This is a genomic window from Celeribacter sp. HF31 (genome assembly GCF_011806455.1).
Lineage (GTDB): Bacteria > Pseudomonadota > Alphaproteobacteria > Rhodobacterales > Rhodobacteraceae > Celeribacter.
Genome location: NZ_JAATOT010000008.1, coordinates 204,774 through 220,082 on the forward strand (window position 1 = coordinate 204,774; position 15,309 = coordinate 220,082).

The 15,309-nt window shown below is 60.1% G+C and carries 16 protein-coding genes; 10 read left to right on the top strand and 6 right to left on the bottom strand.

Going from position 1 to position 15,309, the window contains the following annotated elements; genetic code table 11:
- The first annotated feature begins 5 nt into the window (after positions 1 to 5).
- The 4 genes from lpxA to HCZ23_RS17290 are packed head-to-tail and all read left to right on the top strand — an operon-like array spanning position 6 to position 3,013.
- A complete protein-coding gene (gene lpxA, locus HCZ23_RS17275; protein WP_167602991.1) occupies positions 6 to 806 on the top strand; it encodes an acyl-ACP--UDP-N-acetylglucosamine O-acyltransferase in 801 nt (266 codons plus the stop codon).
- A gap of 4 nt (positions 807 to 810) precedes the next feature.
- Positions 811 to 1,593: an LpxI family protein gene (locus tag HCZ23_RS17280; RefSeq protein ID WP_167602992.1), complete on the top strand. Its 783-nt coding sequence runs from the start codon at positions 811 to 813 to the stop codon at positions 1,591 to 1,593.
- Complete coding sequence (lpxB, locus tag HCZ23_RS17285) at positions 1,590 to 2,735, top strand: lipid-A-disaccharide synthase (protein WP_167602993.1); 1,146 nt, start codon at positions 1,590 to 1,592, stop codon at positions 2,733 to 2,735. The genes HCZ23_RS17280 and lpxB overlap by 4 nt, the downstream gene beginning before the upstream one ends.
- Positions 2,732 to 3,013 carry a hypothetical protein gene (locus HCZ23_RS17290; protein ID WP_167602994.1) on the top strand — a complete coding sequence of 94 codons (282 nt, stop codon included), beginning with the start codon at positions 2,732 to 2,734 and terminating at the stop codon, positions 3,011 to 3,013. Before lpxB ends, HCZ23_RS17290 begins: the two co-directional genes overlap by 4 nt.
- Here HCZ23_RS17290 and HCZ23_RS17295 read toward each other — a convergent pair.
- Positions 3,010 to 3,399: a lysozyme inhibitor LprI family protein gene (locus tag HCZ23_RS17295; RefSeq protein WP_167602995.1), complete on the bottom strand. Its 390-nt coding sequence runs from the start codon at positions 3,397 to 3,399 to the stop codon at positions 3,010 to 3,012. The two genes, HCZ23_RS17290 and HCZ23_RS17295, sit on opposite strands and share 4 nt — an antisense overlap.
- A 1-nt stretch (position 3,400) precedes the next feature.
- Positions 3,401 to 4,546, bottom strand: a complete 1,146-nt coding sequence (mnmA, locus tag HCZ23_RS17300; RefSeq protein WP_167602996.1) for a tRNA 2-thiouridine(34) synthase MnmA — start codon at positions 4,544 to 4,546, stop codon at positions 3,401 to 3,403.
- Between the two features lie 127 nt (positions 4,547 to 4,673).
- On the opposite strand from mnmA, the gene HCZ23_RS17305 reads away from it, so the two are divergent.
- The 5 genes from HCZ23_RS17305 (at position 4,674) to HCZ23_RS18260 (ending at position 10,441) form a co-directional block, all read left to right on the top strand.
- Positions 4,674 to 4,952, top strand: a complete 279-nt coding sequence (locus tag HCZ23_RS17305) for a DUF1153 domain-containing protein (protein WP_167602997.1) — start codon at positions 4,674 to 4,676, stop codon at positions 4,950 to 4,952.
- Between the two features lie 117 nt (positions 4,953 to 5,069).
- On the top strand, positions 5,070 to 5,789 hold the full coding sequence (gene ctrA, locus HCZ23_RS17310; RefSeq protein WP_167602998.1) for a response regulator transcription factor CtrA: 720 nt from the start codon (positions 5,070 to 5,072) through the stop codon (positions 5,787 to 5,789).
- A gap of 170 nt (positions 5,790 to 5,959) precedes the next feature.
- Positions 5,960 to 8,098, top strand: coding sequence for an NAD-dependent DNA ligase LigA (gene ligA / locus HCZ23_RS17315; RefSeq protein ID WP_167602999.1), 2,139 nt, complete (start codon positions 5,960 to 5,962; stop codon positions 8,096 to 8,098).
- 4 nt (positions 8,099 to 8,102) lie between these two features.
- A complete protein-coding gene (gene recG / locus HCZ23_RS17320; RefSeq protein ID WP_167603000.1) occupies positions 8,103 to 10,196 on the top strand; it encodes an ATP-dependent DNA helicase RecG in 2,094 nt (697 codons plus the stop codon).
- 122 nt (positions 10,197 to 10,318) lie between these two features.
- The gene (locus tag HCZ23_RS18260; RefSeq protein ID WP_303048550.1) at positions 10,319 to 10,441 is read left to right on the top strand and encodes a hypothetical protein; all 123 of its coding nucleotides are present in this window, start codon (positions 10,319 to 10,321) and stop codon (positions 10,439 to 10,441) included.
- 195 nt (positions 10,442 to 10,636) lie between these two features.
- Here the strand turns inward: HCZ23_RS18260 and HCZ23_RS17325 are convergent, their stop codons facing one another.
- Positions 10,637 to 11,995: a methyl-accepting chemotaxis protein gene (locus HCZ23_RS17325; RefSeq protein ID WP_254870361.1), complete on the bottom strand. Its 1,359-nt coding sequence runs from the start codon at positions 11,993 to 11,995 to the stop codon at positions 10,637 to 10,639.
- Between the two features lie 119 nt (positions 11,996 to 12,114).
- Positions 12,115 to 12,570 (bottom strand): iron-sulfur cluster assembly scaffold protein, encoded by a 456-nt coding sequence (locus tag HCZ23_RS17330; RefSeq protein ID WP_167603002.1) that lies wholly within the window; start codon positions 12,568 to 12,570, stop codon positions 12,115 to 12,117.
- Between the two features lie 64 nt (positions 12,571 to 12,634).
- On the opposite strand from HCZ23_RS17330, the gene hisI reads away from it, so the two are divergent.
- Complete coding sequence (gene hisI / locus HCZ23_RS17335; protein WP_167603003.1) at positions 12,635 to 13,015, top strand: phosphoribosyl-AMP cyclohydrolase; 381 nt, start codon at positions 12,635 to 12,637, stop codon at positions 13,013 to 13,015.
- Positions 13,016 to 13,076: 61 nt separating this feature from the next.
- Here the strand turns inward: hisI and gluQRS are convergent, their stop codons facing one another.
- Together gluQRS and trmFO are read right to left on the bottom strand one after the other, a co-directional pair.
- Complete coding sequence (gluQRS, locus tag HCZ23_RS17340) at positions 13,077 to 13,931, bottom strand: tRNA glutamyl-Q(34) synthetase GluQRS (protein ID WP_167603004.1); 855 nt, start codon at positions 13,929 to 13,931, stop codon at positions 13,077 to 13,079.
- Complete coding sequence (gene trmFO, locus HCZ23_RS17345) at positions 13,931 to 15,277, bottom strand: methylenetetrahydrofolate--tRNA-(uracil(54)-C(5))-methyltransferase (FADH(2)-oxidizing) TrmFO (RefSeq protein WP_167603005.1); 1,347 nt, start codon at positions 15,275 to 15,277, stop codon at positions 13,931 to 13,933. The genes gluQRS and trmFO overlap by 1 nt, the downstream gene beginning before the upstream one ends.
- Positions 15,278 to 15,309 lie beyond the last annotated feature (32 nt).

Genomic DNA, 15,309 nt, shown 5'->3' on the forward strand with positions numbered 1-15,309 from the left:
AAGACATGAGCACGATTGACTCGAGCGCCAAAATTCATCCCTCCGCAGTGATAGAAGAGGGTGCCGTCATTGGCGCGGGTTGTGAGATTGGCCCGTTCTGCCTTGTCGGCCCGAAGGTGCGTCTTGCGGATCGTGTGACGCTCAAATCCCATGTTGTTGTCACCGGCGTGACCGAGATCGGCGAAGACACGGTTGTGTTCCAATTCGCTTCCATCGGGGAGATTCCGCAGGATCTCAAGTTCAAGGGCGAAGAGACCAAGCTGATCATCGGCAAGCGCAACCGCATCCGCGAGTACGTTACGATGAACACCGGCACCGAAGGGGGCGGCGGGGTGACGCGCGTGGGCGATGACGGGCTGTTCATGTCGTCTTGTCACGTGGCGCATGACGCGCAGATTGGGGATCGGGTGATTTTGGTCAATTCGGTGGCTGTCGCCGGCCATTGCCACATCGAGGACGACGTGATCATCGGCGGGCTTTCGGGCATTCACCAATGGGTGCGGATCGGGCAGGGCGCCATCGTGGGCGCTTTGTCCATGGTCACCGCAGATGTCTTGCCGCATGCTTTGGTGCAGGGGCCGCGCGCGGAATTGGACGGTCTCAACCTCGTGGGCCTCAAACGCAAAGGCGTCGCCCGCGACGACATCAACCAGCTCCGCGCTGCGTTCCAGATGCTCAAACAGGGCGAGGGCGCCTTCAAGGATCGTGCCGAGCGCCTCAAGGACGATTTCAACAGCGATTACGTCGCCCGCATGGTCGAATTCGTCATGGGCGACAGCGACCGCGGCTTTCTGACCCCGAAATAGCGCCATGACCCGGACCGCGATCATCGCCGGATCGGGCGCGCTGCCCCGGCTTTTGGCGGAGGCGCTCAACGATCCAGTCTATGTCACCTTTGACGACACGCCGGTGCCGGGCGGGCTGACGCATGTTCCTGCGCGGATCGAGAAACTTGGGCGGCTGTTCAAGGAGTTGAAATCCCACGACGTCGGTGCGGTCAGTTTTGCGGGCGCGATGAGCCGCCCGAAAGTGAACCCCGTTTTGATGGACCGCCACGCCCTGCGCCTCGCGATGGCGCTCAAGAAAGGCGATGATGGGTTGCTGCGTGAGGTTTTGGCGCTCTTCGAGGATCAGAGTTTTCTCATTCGCGGTGCCACCGAAATTCGCCCCGATCTGGTGCTTGAGCCCGGCACGCTTTGGGGCCGCAAACCGACGCGTGAAGACCTGGACGATGCGGCGCGCGCGCAAGCCGTGCTGGACGCTTTGGGACCGCTGGACGTGGGCCAAGGCGCGGTCTGTGCGGGCGGGCAGGTGTTGGGCATCGAGACGCTTCAGGGCACGGATGCCATGCTGGGTTTTGTCAAAGCCACGCCCGAGCGTCTGCGCCGCGCCAAGGGCGTCTTTGTCAAAGCGCCCAAGCCCGGACAAGACATGCGCATCGACGTGCCGACCATCGGTATGGCCACAATCGAGGCGGTGATCACCGCGGGTCTTGGCGGGCTGGTGATCCCGGCGGGCGAGGTGATCGTGCTGGATCGTGCCGCCGTGGAAGCGCGCATCAAGGAGGCAGGTCTCTTCCTGAAAGCGCAATGAGCCTCAAGTTTTTTGTCATCGCGGGCGAACCCTCCGGCGACCGTTTGGGCGGCGCGGCGATGGCGGGTCTCAAAGCCCTGACGGATGTCGAGTTTCGCGGCGTCGGTGGCGCGGCGATGGCGGAGCAGGGGCTCAGCTCGCAATTCCCGATGTCCGAACTGTCGCTCATGGGGATCGCGGAGATTCTGCCGAAATATTTCCACCTCAAACGCCGGATTCGCGAAGTGGCTGAGGCCATTCTCGACTGGAACCCGGACGTGGTTTTGACCATCGACAGCCCCGATTTCTGTCTGCGCGTTGCGGATATTGTGAAATCGAAATCTGACATTCGCATTTGCCACTACGTCGCGCCGACGGTTTGGGCCTGGCGCCCCGAACGTGCGGCCAAGCTCGCGAAACGCGTGGATCAGGTTCTGGCGCTGTTTCCTTTCGAGCCGCCTTACTTTGAAAAAGAGGGGCTCAGATGCGATTTCGTTGGTCATCCGGTGGTGACCGAAGATGTCGCGACGGACACAGAGGTCGCGGCATTCCGTGCCGCGCATGACATCGGCGATGCGCCTTTGATGCTCGTTTTGCCCGGCTCGCGTCGGGGCGAGGTCACGCGTCTTGCGCCGATCTTTGGCGAGACGCTCGCGCATTTCGCAGAGCATCACCCGGAGGCCCGTTACGTCTTGCCCATGGCGCAAAATGTCGAACCGCTGGTGCGCGAGGTGACGCAGGGCTGGAAAGTCACGCCGATTCTGATCGAGGCCACAGACAAAGCGGGCAAAGCCGCCGCCTTTCGCGCCGCCGATGTGGCGCTTGCGGCCTCTGGTACGGTGTCCCTTGAGCTCGCGGCCAATGACACACCGATGGTTGTGGCCTATCGCATGGCCTGGCTCACCGAACAGATCGTCAAACGTAAACTGTTGATCGACACGGTGACCTTGGTGAACTTGGTTTCTGAGACCCGTGTGGTGCCGGAATTTCTGGGCGCCGACTGCATCCCACAAAAGATCGCGGCAAGCCTGTCGCATGTGTTGAACGCGGGCGCGGATCAACATGCAGCCCTCGCTTTGACCATGGAGCGTCTGGGCCGGGGCGCAGAAGCGCCGGGTCTGCGAGCGGCGCGGGCGATGTTGGATGGGATGGCGGAGAAATGAGTATTTTCGCTGCAATGAAGACGGCCGCGCTCTGTGCCGTGGTGGGAACGCCGCTTTTTGCAGAGGATATAACAGGAGACGCCGAACACGGGGCCGTGCTCTATGCGGAAGGCTGCGCACGCTGTCATGGGGTGTCGATCGACATGGTGGTGTCGCCGGAGGACGCGCCGCGTTTGGCCACGTTTCTGGCCAGTCACAAAATTCGGTTTGATCCAAGCCGCAGTGATCAGGACAACGCCGATCTTGCGGCCTATTTGGTGAGCCTGCAGTTACGCTAACGCAGCTCTGCGCGCAGCTCTTTCGTGCGGGCGCGGGTCAATTCGACCCTGCACGACCGGATCGCGATCCCTGTGCCCGAGCCACCGCCAAAGCCCGCGCCGACATAATCGCATTGCGCATCGCGGTAGGCTTCCCAAGCGGTTTGCGAGGCCTCCAAGGCGGGCAGGGCGACGACGCGCCCGGTCATTTCATCAAGCTCCTGCGCCGAGCTTTTGGCGAACTCGAGCATCATCTCCATCGCGCGGGTGGCTTTGATTTCGGTGGCGGCCACGCAATCGGCGATCTCGACCTGAGAGCCGAGATCCAACGCGCATTCCGAGGAGGCATCGGCGAGAGCCGACAGCGGAGACAGCGTCAAAAGCGCGACGAGGGCGAGGCGGTTCATCTCAGTTGCCTTTCCAGATCCACCCGCCGCCATAGATGCGCGGGCTCTCCGGATCGTAGAACACACAGGCCTGCCCTGGCGAGACCCCTTCTTCGGCGACGACCAATTCGACCTCGGCTTCGGTGTCCGAGATCGGGCGCACGATGGCTTCGCGCGGCGGGCGGGTGGAGCGGACTTTGACGTCCAGCACCCATTCATCGCGGGAGGTGAACGGTTCGTCCCCCAGCCAGTTGATCTCACGCACCGGGATTTTGCGGGTGGCGAGCATGTCTTTCGGGCCGACGACGACCTGGCGGTTGTCGACATCGAGTTTCACCACATAGAGCGGATCGGCCAGCCCACCGATGCCAAGTCCGCGGCGCTGACCGATGGTGTAATGGATGACACCTTTGTGGGTGCCCAGAACATTGCCGTTGTGATCAACGATCTCGCCGGGTTCGGCAGCACCCGGGCGCAGTTTCTCGATCACCTGCGCGTAATTGCCATTGGGCACGAAACAGATGTCCTGGCTGTCGGGTTTGTCCGCCACGGAAAGCCCGTATTTCGCAGCGAGCGCGCGGGTGGCGTCTTTCGACGGCAGGTGCCCGAGTGGGAAACGCAGGTAGGACAATTGTTCGGGCGTGGTGGAGAACAGGAAATAGCTCTGGTCGCGGTTCGCATCCGCTGCAGAGTGGAGCTCCGGACCAGTGTCGCCCATCACGCGCTGAATATAATGCCCGGTCGCCATGCAGTCGGCGTCGAGGTCTTTCGCAGTGTTGAGCAAATCCTTGAACTTCACCCGCTCGTTGCAGCGGATGCAGGGCACGGGCGTCGCACCCGCGAGATAGCTGTCGGCGAATTCATCGATCACGGCGTCCTGAAAGATGTTCTCATAGTCGAGCACATAATGCGGAAATCCCATTTCCTCGGCCACACGCCGCGCATCGTGAATGTCACGCCCTGCGCAACAGGCGCCTTTCTTGGCCAGAGCTGCGCCGTGGTCGTAAAGCTGAAGCGTCACGCCGACCACGTCATAGCCCTCTTCGGCCAGCATGGCTGCGACGACAGACGAGTCGACGCCCCCCGACATGGCCACGACCACGCGGGTGTCTTTCGGGGCTTTTGCAAAGCCCAGGGAGTTCAGCGGGTGTGCGCCGTCGTCAAACATGAACAAATCCTTTCGGGAACAGACCCGCTATATAAGAAAATTCGACCTATTCTCAAGGCCCGGCTTCACCCCCCATTAAGAGGATTGAGTCACAAAGGCTGTGCAATTCAAGACGAGGGTGAGCCCCATGTATCTCAAAAAAGTCGATGGCCCGCGTGCCGTTACGCTTCCGGATGGATCTATCATGACCCGTGCCGACCTTCCGCCGAAGGAAACCCGCCGCTGGGTGGCCTCTCGCAAAGCGCTTGTGGTCAAAGGCGTGGTCTTTGGACTGATTCCCCTGACGGAAGCTCTGAAAATGTACGGATTGTCCGAAGAAGAGTTCAATTCGTGGAAAAATGCGATTTCCGAGCATGGTGAAGCGGCTTTAAAGGCCACTGCGGTGCAAAAATATAGACAACCTTGAGTTGAAAATGCGATAAGGTTAAAACTGGTAACGTGTAGTTAACCATTTTTGACCATCTTCCTAATGAGCGAACGCAACAAGAACACATTTGGAAGATAGCAACGGAGACCCACGGTTATGCGAATTTTGCTGGTCGAAGACGATCCCACCACCTCGAAAAGCATCGAGCTGATGCTGTCTCACGCCAACCTGAACGTCTATACGACGGACCTTGGCGAAGAGGGGATCGATCTCGCGAAACTTTATGATTACGATTTGATCCTTTTGGACCTCGGCCTGCCGGATATGAACGGTCACGATGTGCTGCGCCAGTTGCGGCTGGCCCGTGTCGACACCCCGATCCTGATCCTCTCGGGCGCCGATGACACCGAGAACAAGATCAAGGGATTCGGCTTCGGCGCCGATGACTATCTGACGAAACCCTTCCATCGCGAAGAGCTTGTGGCACGTATTCACGCCATCATTCGCCGCTCCAAAGGGCATTCCCAATCCATCATCCGCACCGGCAAGATCGAGGTCAATCTCGATGCCAAAACTGTCTCCGTTGGCGGCAAGCCTGTGCATCTGACCGGCAAGGAATACCAGATGCTGGAGCTTCTCTCCCTGCGCAAGGGCACGACGCTCACCAAAGAAATGTTCCTCAACCACCTCTATGGCGGCATGGACGAGCCGGAACTCAAGATCATCGACGTCTTCATCTGCAAGCTTCGCAAGAAACTCGCCAATGCGACCGACGGTGAGAACTACATCGAAACCGTCTGGGGCCGTGGCTATGTGCTGCGCGATCCGGAACCGGGCAGCGGCCATGGTGATGAACAGATCGCGATTGGTGCCTGACACTGGCCTGACACTGGCCTAAAATTTTTGTAGCCGGCGACCTCTACGCCGCCGGTCTGTACGCGTCGAGGTGTTTTTTCCTCTCACTTTTCCAACCCGTGGATATCTGACTGGACCTCCCCGTACGCCTCTCCTAAACCAAGGAGAGGCATCCGCGGGGAGGTATTTTTATGGCTGACACTCTGGGCAACGCAAACCACGCCACAATTGACGTCGACGCGCTGACAGAGATGCAGGCGCGTGCGGAGCTTGCCCGTCTGGCGGAGCTTTTGGACGGGGCCAACACCGCCTATCACACCGAAGACGCCCCGGTGATGTCTGATGCGGACTATGACGGCTTGAAACGCCGCAATATGGCCATCGAGGCGCGGTTTCCCGAGCTGAAACGTAGCGACAGCCCGACGGATCAGGTCGGCGCGACGCCCGCCGAAGGCTTTGGCAAAATCACCCATGCCGTGCGGATGATGTCACTTGCGAACGCCTTCGATGACGAAGATGTCCGCGAATTCGACCGATCCGTGCGCAAATATCTGGGCGCACCGGGGGAGATTGCCTATACGGCCGAGCCGAAAATCGACGGTTTGTCCCTGTCTTTGCGCTATGAGCAGGGCAAACTGGTCTCCGCCGCCACGCGCGGCGATGGCCAGGTCGGCGAAAACGTCACCGCCAATGCCCGCACCATCGACGATATTCCACATGACCTCACTGGCGCCCCGGATGTGCTCGAAGTGCGCGGCGAGGTCTATATGTCCCACGCCGATTTCGAGGCTTTGAATGCCCGCCATGCCGAGCGTGGTGGCAAAACCTTTGCCAACCCACGCAACGCCGCCGCCGGGTCTCTGCGCCAACTCGATGCAGAGATCACCCGTGCGCGCCCGCTTAAATTCTTTGCCTATGCCTGGGGTGAGATTTCCGAACCACTGTCGGACACACAAATGGGCGCGATCCAACGTCTCGCGGCGCTCGGTTTCCAAACCAATCCGCTGACCGCGCGCTTCACCGACATCGACGAACTCATCGCGCATTACCGCAAGGTCGAGGCCCAACGCGCCACGCTTGGCTATGACATCGACGGCGTAGTTTACAAGGTCGATAATCTTGAGTTGCAACGCCGTCTGGGCTTTCGCTCGACCACGCCGCGTTGGGCCATCGCCCATAAATTCCCCGCTGAACTGGCCTGGACCCGTCTCGAATCCATCGACATTCAGGTCGGACGCACCGGGGCCTTGTCGCCGGTCGCACGACTGACCCCCGTAACCGTTGGCGGCGTCGTCGTCTCCAACGCCACGCTGCACAACGAAGACTACATCAAGGGTCTCGATAGCAAAGGCGAAGAGATCCGCGGCGGCAAAGACATCCGGGTCGGCGATTGGGTGCAGGTCTACCGCGCGGGCGATGTGATCCCGAAAGTCGCCGATGTCGATCTCAGCAAACGCGCGGCCGACAGCACTCCCTTTGTCTTTCCAACGACCTGTCCCGAATGCGGCTCCGAGGCGATCCGCGAAGAGGGCGATGCCGTGCGTCGCTGTTCCGGCGGCCTGATTTGCCCGGCGCAGGCGGTGGAAAAACTCAAACACCTCGTCTCACGCGGCGCCTTCGACATCGAAGGCCTTGGCGCCAAACAGGTGGAGCAATTCTACAAAGACGGATGGATTAAAGAACCCGCTGACATCTTTGATCTCAAAGAAAACTTCGGCCCCGGAAAACTTCAACAACTCAAAAACCGCGAAGGCTGGGGTGAAAAATCCGCGCTCAATCTTTTCGACGCCATCGATGCCCGGCGCGAGATTCCGCTGGCCAAATTGATCTTTGGCCTCGGAATCCGCCACGTCGGCGACAGCTCCGCCAACCTTCTGGCGACGCATTACGGCACGTGGGAGGCTTTCGAGACCGCCATGTCCTCGATGACCATCGGCGCGGGCGAGGCCTGGGACGATCTTTTGTCCATCGACGGCGTGGGCGAGGTCATGGCGACCTCTTTGGTCACCGCCTTTCATCAAGAGGCCGAACGGAAAAGCATCGCGGAACTCGTCGAGAGACTGCGCCCGGTCGAGGCCGAAAAGCCCAAAAACGACAGTCCGGTGAGCGGCAAAACCGTGGTCTTCACTGGCACGCTCGAAAAAATGACGCGATCCGAGGCCAAAGCCCGCGCCGAGGCGCTTGGCGCCAAAGTCTCGGGCTCGGTGTCGACCAAAACCGATCTTGTCGTGGCGGGTCCCGGCGCGGGCTCGAAAGAGAAGAAAGCCCGCGAGTTGGGCATCGATCTCTTGGACGAAGACGGCTGGCTTGCCCTGATCGGGGACGCCTGATCCGATGAGCTCGGGGCGTCCGGATATCCTCTTTCCGCTCTTTGCCGGGCTTGAAACCCTGGCTGGGATTGGTCCGAAAACGGCCAAACTCCTGCCGGCGCTGGCGGTCGAACGTCCGCGCGATCTTTTGTTCACCCTGCCCAATGCGGTTGTGGATCGTCGGAGGCGCGACAGCCTTCGCGAGGTCTCACCCGGGATGATCGCCACGGTCGAAGTCACCGTGCTGCGTCACCAACCGCCCGCGCGCAAAGGTCTGCCGTATCGCGTGATCGTTGAAGATCGCGAGATCGCTTTTCAGGTCGTTTTTTTCCGCGGCGCCCCGAAATGGATCGAAGCGCAATTGCCCGTGGGCGAGCGGCGTTTGCTGTCGGGCAAGGTCGAGATGTATGACGGCCAATATCAGATGCCGCACCCGGATTATATCCTGCCGTCGGAGGAGGCCGATGATCTCCCCGGTTTTGAGCCGGTCTATCCGCTGACGGCGGGGGTGACCCAGAAAACCATGGCCAAGGCGAGTTCCGCGGCGCTGGAATTGGTGCCCGATTTGCAGGAATGGATCGATCCGGCGTTGAAGGCCCGCGAAACTTGGCCCGACTTCAACGCAGCTTTGGCGCAGGCGCATCGCCCGCTGTCGCAAAACGAGATCACCCCCACAAGTGCCGCGCGGCAAAGGTTGGCCTATGACGAGCTGTTCGCGCATCAGGTGACGCTGGCTTTGGCCCGCGCCCGTGTCCGGCGGGGCAAGGGGCGGGTGAATGAAGGCGACGGTGCGTTGCGAAGCAAGGTCTTGAAAAGCCTGCCATATCGCCCGACCGGCGCGCAGGTCCGCGCGATGGATGAAATCGCAACGGATATGGCCGCCCCACAGCGGATGAACCGGCTGTTGATGGGCGATGTCGGGTCCGGCAAGACCTTGGTCGCTTTGTTTGCGCTTTTGGTCGCGGTTGAAACGGGCGGGCAGGGTGTCATGATGGCGCCGACGGAAATCCTCGCGCGTCAACATCTTGAGGGGCTCAAGCCTCTGGCCGAGGCTGCGGGTGTGGTGTTGGAATTGTTGACCGGGCGTGACAAAGGTCGTTCGCGGGCGGAGAAGCTGGCGGCGTTGAAACGTGGGGACATCCACATCCTTGTCGGTACCCATGCGGTGTTTCAGGACGATGTGGAATTTCACGATCTGCGCCTGTCGATCATTGACGAACAACACCGCTTCGGAGTCACGCAGCGTCTGGCCTTGGCGCGAAAGGGCGAGGCGGTGGACGTGCTGGTGATGACGGCAACGCCGATCCCGCGCTCGCTGTCGTTGGCGCATTACGGGGATATGGATGTCTCCGTTCTGGACGAAAAACCGCCCGGGCGTACGCCGGTCAAGACGGCGCTGAGTTCCATTGAACGGATCGACGAAGTCGTGGGGCATCTGAAAGGCGCGATTGCGCAGGGGCGGCAGGCCTATTGGGTCTGTCCGCTGGTCGAAGAGAGCGAAGTCGTGGACATGATGGCCGCAGAAGAGCGGTTCAAAACGCTGCGCGCCGCTTTTGGCGAGGGTCATGTCGGCTTGGTGCATGGTCAGATGGCGGCCGAAGACAAGGACCGGACCATGGCGGATTTCGCCGCCGGGCGGCTGTCGGTTCTGGTCGCCACAACGGTGATCGAGGTGGGGGTCAATGTTCCCAATGCATCGATCATGGTGATCGAGCGGGCGGAACATTTCGGCCTGGCTCAGCTGCACCAGCTTCGCGGACGGGTGGGGCGCGGGGATGTCGCCTCGACCTGTTTGTTGTTGTACAAACCGCCTTTGACGGAGACCGGCCGGCGGCGGTTGGAGATTTTGCGTGAGACCGAAGACGGGTTTCGCATTGCCGAGGAAGATCTGGCGATGCGCGGGGCGGGCGATGTCTTGGGCACGGCGCAATCGGGACTACCGCGGTTTCGGGTCGCCGATCTGGAGCGTCAATCGGCGTTGATGGCGCTGGCGCAATCGGATGCGCGGAAACTGCTGCATGACGATCCGACGTTGAAAACGGATCGGGGGGAGCACGTGCGTGTTCTTCTTTGGCTGATGGGCAAAGACGAAGCAATCCGTTTGATTTCAGTGGGTTAAGATACGTCCTCGTGTGACGTTCTCACTTTCGTTCGCAAATGTTCTTAAAAAGTTCTTTACAGGTGGCGCAAGATATGAGAACAAATTAGCAACAAGTCATTAACCATACTGGTGAGGATGCTATGATCAAAGACCTGAAATCTGTTGTTGCCCGCTCCCAAGCGACGCTGTTCGAAGATATGTTGGGTGCCGTTGCTCTCCTGGTGATCCTTGTCGGCGGGCTGACGCTTCCCGCTCTGGTATAAGGCCTCCCTGGTCTCCGTTTTTTCTGTTTCTGCCTGCGATCTGACCCCGACACACTTGGTTTTCTAAGAGCATTGTCTGACGCTTTACCTGTTCCTGTCAGATGTGGCGCCCTCAACCGCCATCACGCCCTCATCCCCTCGTGTGATATCAGATCATGCCTGCCGCCGCCTTCTTTCGAAGTGCGGCGGTTTTTTTCAAAAGGTATAGCCGAGGCGCAAGCCGCCCCAATGTTGGCCATCGACAAAGATCGGCGCCGAAAGGTCTTTCATCATCACGAATTTTCCGGCGCCCATGTCGCGGCGATAGACCTGCAACAGGAAAGGCTCTGTGTTGCGCCCGGCCTTCAGCCCCACACGGTCATTGAACATGCGCCGGTTGCGGGAATTGGCGGCGTTCCAGGCCGGATCTTTGCCCTGGGGCTGCGAGAATTTCTTGTTGTGGGTCGGCAGATAGCCATTCGGGTCAATCGCGACACAGAACACGACTTTCGGATCGAAGGCCAGCATCGCCTCCTGCACAGCGGGCAGGACCTCATCCGTAAAGCCTGTGAACCGCGCCATATGCTGCGCCGGATCGGTGCCCGCCAGTGGTGTATAGGTGCGGTCAAACAGATCGGCGCGGCTGATCCGCCCGTTTTTGATACCTGTCGTGAAGAGATCGGAAACCTGAGCCGCGGCCTCCTGGACACGTGAAATAAACCCCTGATCTTCACTGGCCCCGCCCAAAGCCACGGTGGTCTGAAAAATCGTCTCCGAAGTGTCGATAAGTTTCTCCACGCGCGTATTGGCGACATGGATGCCGTCCGCCGTGCCGCGCGCGGATTTGCCGATCTCGTCGAATGCCGGTTGAAAGGCCTCGACAGCCTGTTGCACCTTGTCGGCCTCCGCCTCCATCACACGGGTTGCGCCATGGGTTTCCTGAACGCCCTGCGCGATTTCCGTCAGCGCCCGGTCGGCCTCAACGGAGGATTCGATCACATGGCTTGCGTCATTGGAGACACCAGAGGCCTCCTCTCGCAGGCGCCCGACCCAAGACGACAGGGTTTCGATATTTTCCTCGATGCCCTCGGCGGCACGGGCTGTTTTTTGCGACAGCTCATTGATGGCCTCGGCCACCACACCAAAGCCGCGGCCACTGTCGCCCGCGCGCGCGGCCTCGATCTTGGCATTGATGGCGAGGATATTCACTTGACGGGCAATGTCAGCGATATTGGCATTGTTGTCCTCAACCGCTTCAAGAGAGGTCGCGACACGCTCCATCCGCGCCGCAAGTTCTTTGACCCAGGAGGCGACGGTTTGCGATTTTTGTCCGGTTTCACGCACGAAAGCCACCGATCCCTCGACCCGCTCAAGGGTCCGGCTCGTGATATCCGTGACCCGGCCCAAGGCATCTCGCACGGCGCCATTGGCAGTCATCACCTCGGAGGCAGAGGTTTGCACGCGCCCAAGGACGGAAAGCTGTCTCTGGGATTGTTGATCGACACTGTCGAGAAAGCCCGCGATATCGACCACTTCGAACCCAAGACGGCCGGCATATTCAGCCAGCTTTGTCATACGCGGATCTGTCGACTGCGCGTCTGTAAATTCAGGATTTGGAATCATGCGCTCCTCCGATTTGATCGGAATCTTTACGCATCATGTCTTACAGGAGAGTTAAGGAGCGCTTGAAAGCCTTATGTTCGCTGGCTCTTCAGCTCTTCAAACCCGCGACACGTGGCGCGCAGCGCCAGGAGAATGGAATCGTGCCGATTCTTGAAATCGCGGGCGGGTAGGAGGGCTTCGAACCCCTCAAAGGGCTCGGACGGCACGGGGCCGTTGTCCTTGAGAAAGGCGGTCATTTCATCGCGCGCGCGGAGGATCTCCGACTCTGTGCGGCCAAGGACATGACGCCCGAGCACGGAGGCAGACGCCTGACCCAAGGCACAGGCTTTCACGTCCTGCGCGAACCGCGTGATGCGCCCGTCCTCGACATCCATGTCGATGGTGACGGTGGAACCACAGAGCGGCGCACGTTCCTTGATCGACACCATCGGCGCCTCCAACCGCCCGGTCAGCGGAATGTCCGCGGCCAGCGCCAGAAGCGTGCCGGAATAGAGCTGCGCGAGCTCCGTGGGGGATTGTGTGGACATGGTTTGCCTTTCAGGATCGGAGCCCATAGATAGGGCAAACACCCGCACTTGGAAAGGACGGACCATGTGTTCCGAGGAGAGTTTTGGCACCTTCGATGCCGCCCGTTTGAAATACGATGACAAGGGGCTGATCCCGGTGATCGCGCAGGATCATGACACCCATGAGGTGCTCATGATGGCCTGGATGAACGAAGAGGCGGTGAAAAAGACGTTGGAGAGCGGCAAGGTGACCTATTGGTCTCGCTCGCGTCAGGCGTTCTGGGTCAAGGGAGAGACCTCCGGCCATCTGCAAAAACTGGTCGATTTCCGCTATGATTGCGACAGCGATTGCATTCTCGTTCTGGTCGATCAAACCGGCCCCGCGTGTCACACCAACCGTCGGTCGTGCTTTTACCGTGCGGTGCGGGATGGCGAGGCGGTTGAGCTTATGACGCCAATGGGCTGACAGGATTGAGTATTTTTCCAGCAAAGGAGACGTGTTTCGTGTCCTTTGCTGCCTCAAATACTCATAAGCCAATCAGGGCTTTGACCTCTTCGGGACTCAGGCCTTCTTCGCGAAATTTCGAAATCGCCTTTGCGTCCGAGCGCTTGGCAAGACGCCTGCCGTCCTCGTCGCGGATCAGCCGGTGGTGGTGATAGGCGATCTCCGGCAGGTCGAGAAGCGCCTGCAACAGCCGGTGGATTTGCGTGGCTTCCATGAGATCCGCGCCGCGCACGGCTTCGGTGACGCCTTGGGCCGCGTCGTCGATCACGACGGAGAGGTGATAGGCGGCGGTGCCGATGTCTTTGCGCGCGAGCACGATGTCGCCGACGCCATGGATCAGCTGATCGGCGTCGAGGCGGTGTGTTCCGGTCTCATAGGGGCCGGTTTCCTGCCATGAGAAACGGCTGACATCGCCCAGGAACTCAACGGCATTTGCCATATTGAGACGGATGGCCTCGCCGGGTTGAAAGCTCTTCATCTGGCGGTGACGACAGGTGCCGGGGTAGATCACACCATCGGGGCCCATCGGGGCGCCTTCCTGTGGCGCGGAGAGCGCATTCATCACGTCGCGACGGGTGCAGGAACAGGGGTAGATGAGACCCAGTTCCTCAAGCAATTCCAATGCACTTGCGTAAATATCTTCACGCACCGTGACATGCAAAACCGGGTCGGGCCAGGTGATCCCGAGCCACCTGAGATCGGCATAGATCAGCGCCTCCCATTCCGGGCGGCAGCGGCTGATGTCACCGTCTTCGATGCGCAGGAGGAACCTGCCACTCTGGTCTTGCGCGCGGGCGTAAGCCGTGAGCGCGGAAAAGGCGTGACCCAGATGCAGAGGCCCTGTGGGGCTGGGCGCAAACCGGGTCACGTAGGGCATCAGGATTGCCCCTCAAGCCATTGATTGAAATCTTCTTTGGCGCGATCCGTATAGCCTTTGTAACGCTCTTTTCGGCCTTTGCGACCGCCACGCAGACCGTCCAGCGGCGGGAAGAGACCGAAGTTCACATTCATCGGCTGAAAGGTCTTGGCCTCCGCGCCACCAGTGATGTGATTGATCAAGGCGCCCATGGCGGTGGTAAAGGGCGGCGGCGGCAGGTCGCGACCCAACAACTCAGCAGCCGCCATGCGACCGGCGAGCAAGCCCATCGCGGCGCTTTCCACATAGCCCTCGACCCCCGTCACCTGACCGGCAAAGCGAATGCTAGGCCGCGATTTTAACCGCATCTGATCGTCGAGAAGCGTCGGCGAATTGAGGAAGGTGTTGCGGTGAATGCCGCCGAGACGGGCGAAGGAGGCATTCTCCAGACCGGGGATCATTTTGAACACCTCCGTCTGCGCGCCGTATTTCATTTTTGTCTGAAACCCGACGATGTTATAAAGCGTTCCTAACGCATTGTCGCGACGCAGTTGCACGACGGCATAGGCCTTTTCCTCGGGCTTATGCGCGTTGGTCAGGCCGATGGGTTTCATCGGTCCGTGGCGCAGAGTTTCCCGCCCGCGTTCGGCCATGACCTCGATCGGCAGGCAGCCGTCGAAATATTTCGCGGTTTCGCCCTCGTGGAACTCTGTCTTGTCGGCGGCCAAAAGCGCGTCGATGAAGGCCTCGTATTGGTCCTTGGTCATCGGGCAGTTGAGATAGGCTTTCTGCTCTTCCTCAGTCTCGCCCTTGTCATAGCGGCTTTGCAACCAAGCGACGTCCATATTGACGCTCTCGGCATAGACAATCGGCGCAATGGCGTCGAAAAACGCCAGCCGGTCGGCGCCGGTTTCCTTCGCGATGGCTTCGCCAAGCGCGGGTGAGGTCAGGGGGCCGGTTGCGAAAATCCACATGCCGTCTGAGGGCAGGTCGGTGATCTCGCCAAACTCGACGGAGATGTTCGGATGGGCCTCAAGCGTGGCCGTGACGTGATCGGCGAAGGCCTCGCGATCCACCGCCAAGGCGCCGCCCGCAGGCAGTTTGTGCTTGTCCGCCGTCGCCATGATCAAACCGTTGGCGGCCCGCATTTCCCAATGCAGCAAGCCCACGGCATTCTGTTCGTCATCGTCCGAGCGGAAAGAGTTGGAGCACACCATCTCGCCGAATTTACCGCTTTGATGCGCGAATGTTTCGACCTCGGGCCGCATCTCATGCAGCACGACGTTGAGGCCCAGATTGGCGGCCTGCCAGGCGGCTTCGGAGCCCGCCATGCCGCCGCCGACGATGTGAAGTGTGTTCTGTGTCATGTGCCGGGATGTAGCTTTTGTGGGTCAGGGAG

Coding starts and splice junctions, on each gene's coding strand:
- gluQRS (WP_167603004.1), bottom strand. CDS start 13,931: ATGCCCTACGTGACCCGGTTTGCGCCCAGCCCCACAGGGCCTCTGCAT.
- HCZ23_RS17290 (WP_167602994.1), top strand. CDS start 2,732: ATGAGTATTTTCGCTGCAATGAAGACGGCCGCGCTCTGTGCCGTGGTG.
- HCZ23_RS17305 (WP_167602997.1), top strand. CDS start 4,674: ATGTATCTCAAAAAAGTCGATGGCCCGCGTGCCGTTACGCTTCCGGAT.
- ctrA (WP_167602998.1), top strand. CDS start 5,070: ATGCGAATTTTGCTGGTCGAAGACGATCCCACCACCTCGAAAAGCATC.
- ligA (WP_167602999.1), top strand. CDS start 5,960: ATGGCTGACACTCTGGGCAACGCAAACCACGCCACAATTGACGTCGAC.
- trmFO (WP_167603005.1), bottom strand. CDS start 15,277: ATGACACAGAACACACTTCACATCGTCGGCGGCGGCATGGCGGGCTCC.
- lpxB (WP_167602993.1), top strand. CDS start 1,590: ATGAGCCTCAAGTTTTTTGTCATCGCGGGCGAACCCTCCGGCGACCGT.
- hisI (WP_167603003.1), top strand. CDS start 12,635: ATGTGTTCCGAGGAGAGTTTTGGCACCTTCGATGCCGCCCGTTTGAAA.
- recG (WP_167603000.1), top strand. CDS start 8,103: ATGAGCTCGGGGCGTCCGGATATCCTCTTTCCGCTCTTTGCCGGGCTT.
- HCZ23_RS17295 (WP_167602995.1), bottom strand. CDS start 3,399: ATGAACCGCCTCGCCCTCGTCGCGCTTTTGACGCTGTCTCCGCTGTCG.
- HCZ23_RS17330 (WP_167603002.1), bottom strand. CDS start 12,570: ATGTCCACACAATCCCCCACGGAGCTCGCGCAGCTCTATTCCGGCACG.
- HCZ23_RS17325 (WP_254870361.1), bottom strand. CDS start 11,995: ATGACAAAGCTGGCTGAATATGCCGGCCGTCTTGGGTTCGAAGTGGTC.
- HCZ23_RS17280 (WP_167602992.1), top strand. CDS start 811: ATGACCCGGACCGCGATCATCGCCGGATCGGGCGCGCTGCCCCGGCTT.
- lpxA (WP_167602991.1), top strand. CDS start 6: ATGAGCACGATTGACTCGAGCGCCAAAATTCATCCCTCCGCAGTGATA.
- HCZ23_RS18260 (WP_303048550.1), top strand. CDS start 10,319: ATGATCAAAGACCTGAAATCTGTTGTTGCCCGCTCCCAAGCGACGCTG.
- mnmA (WP_167602996.1), bottom strand. CDS start 4,546: ATGTTTGACGACGGCGCACACCCGCTGAACTCCCTGGGCTTTGCAAAA.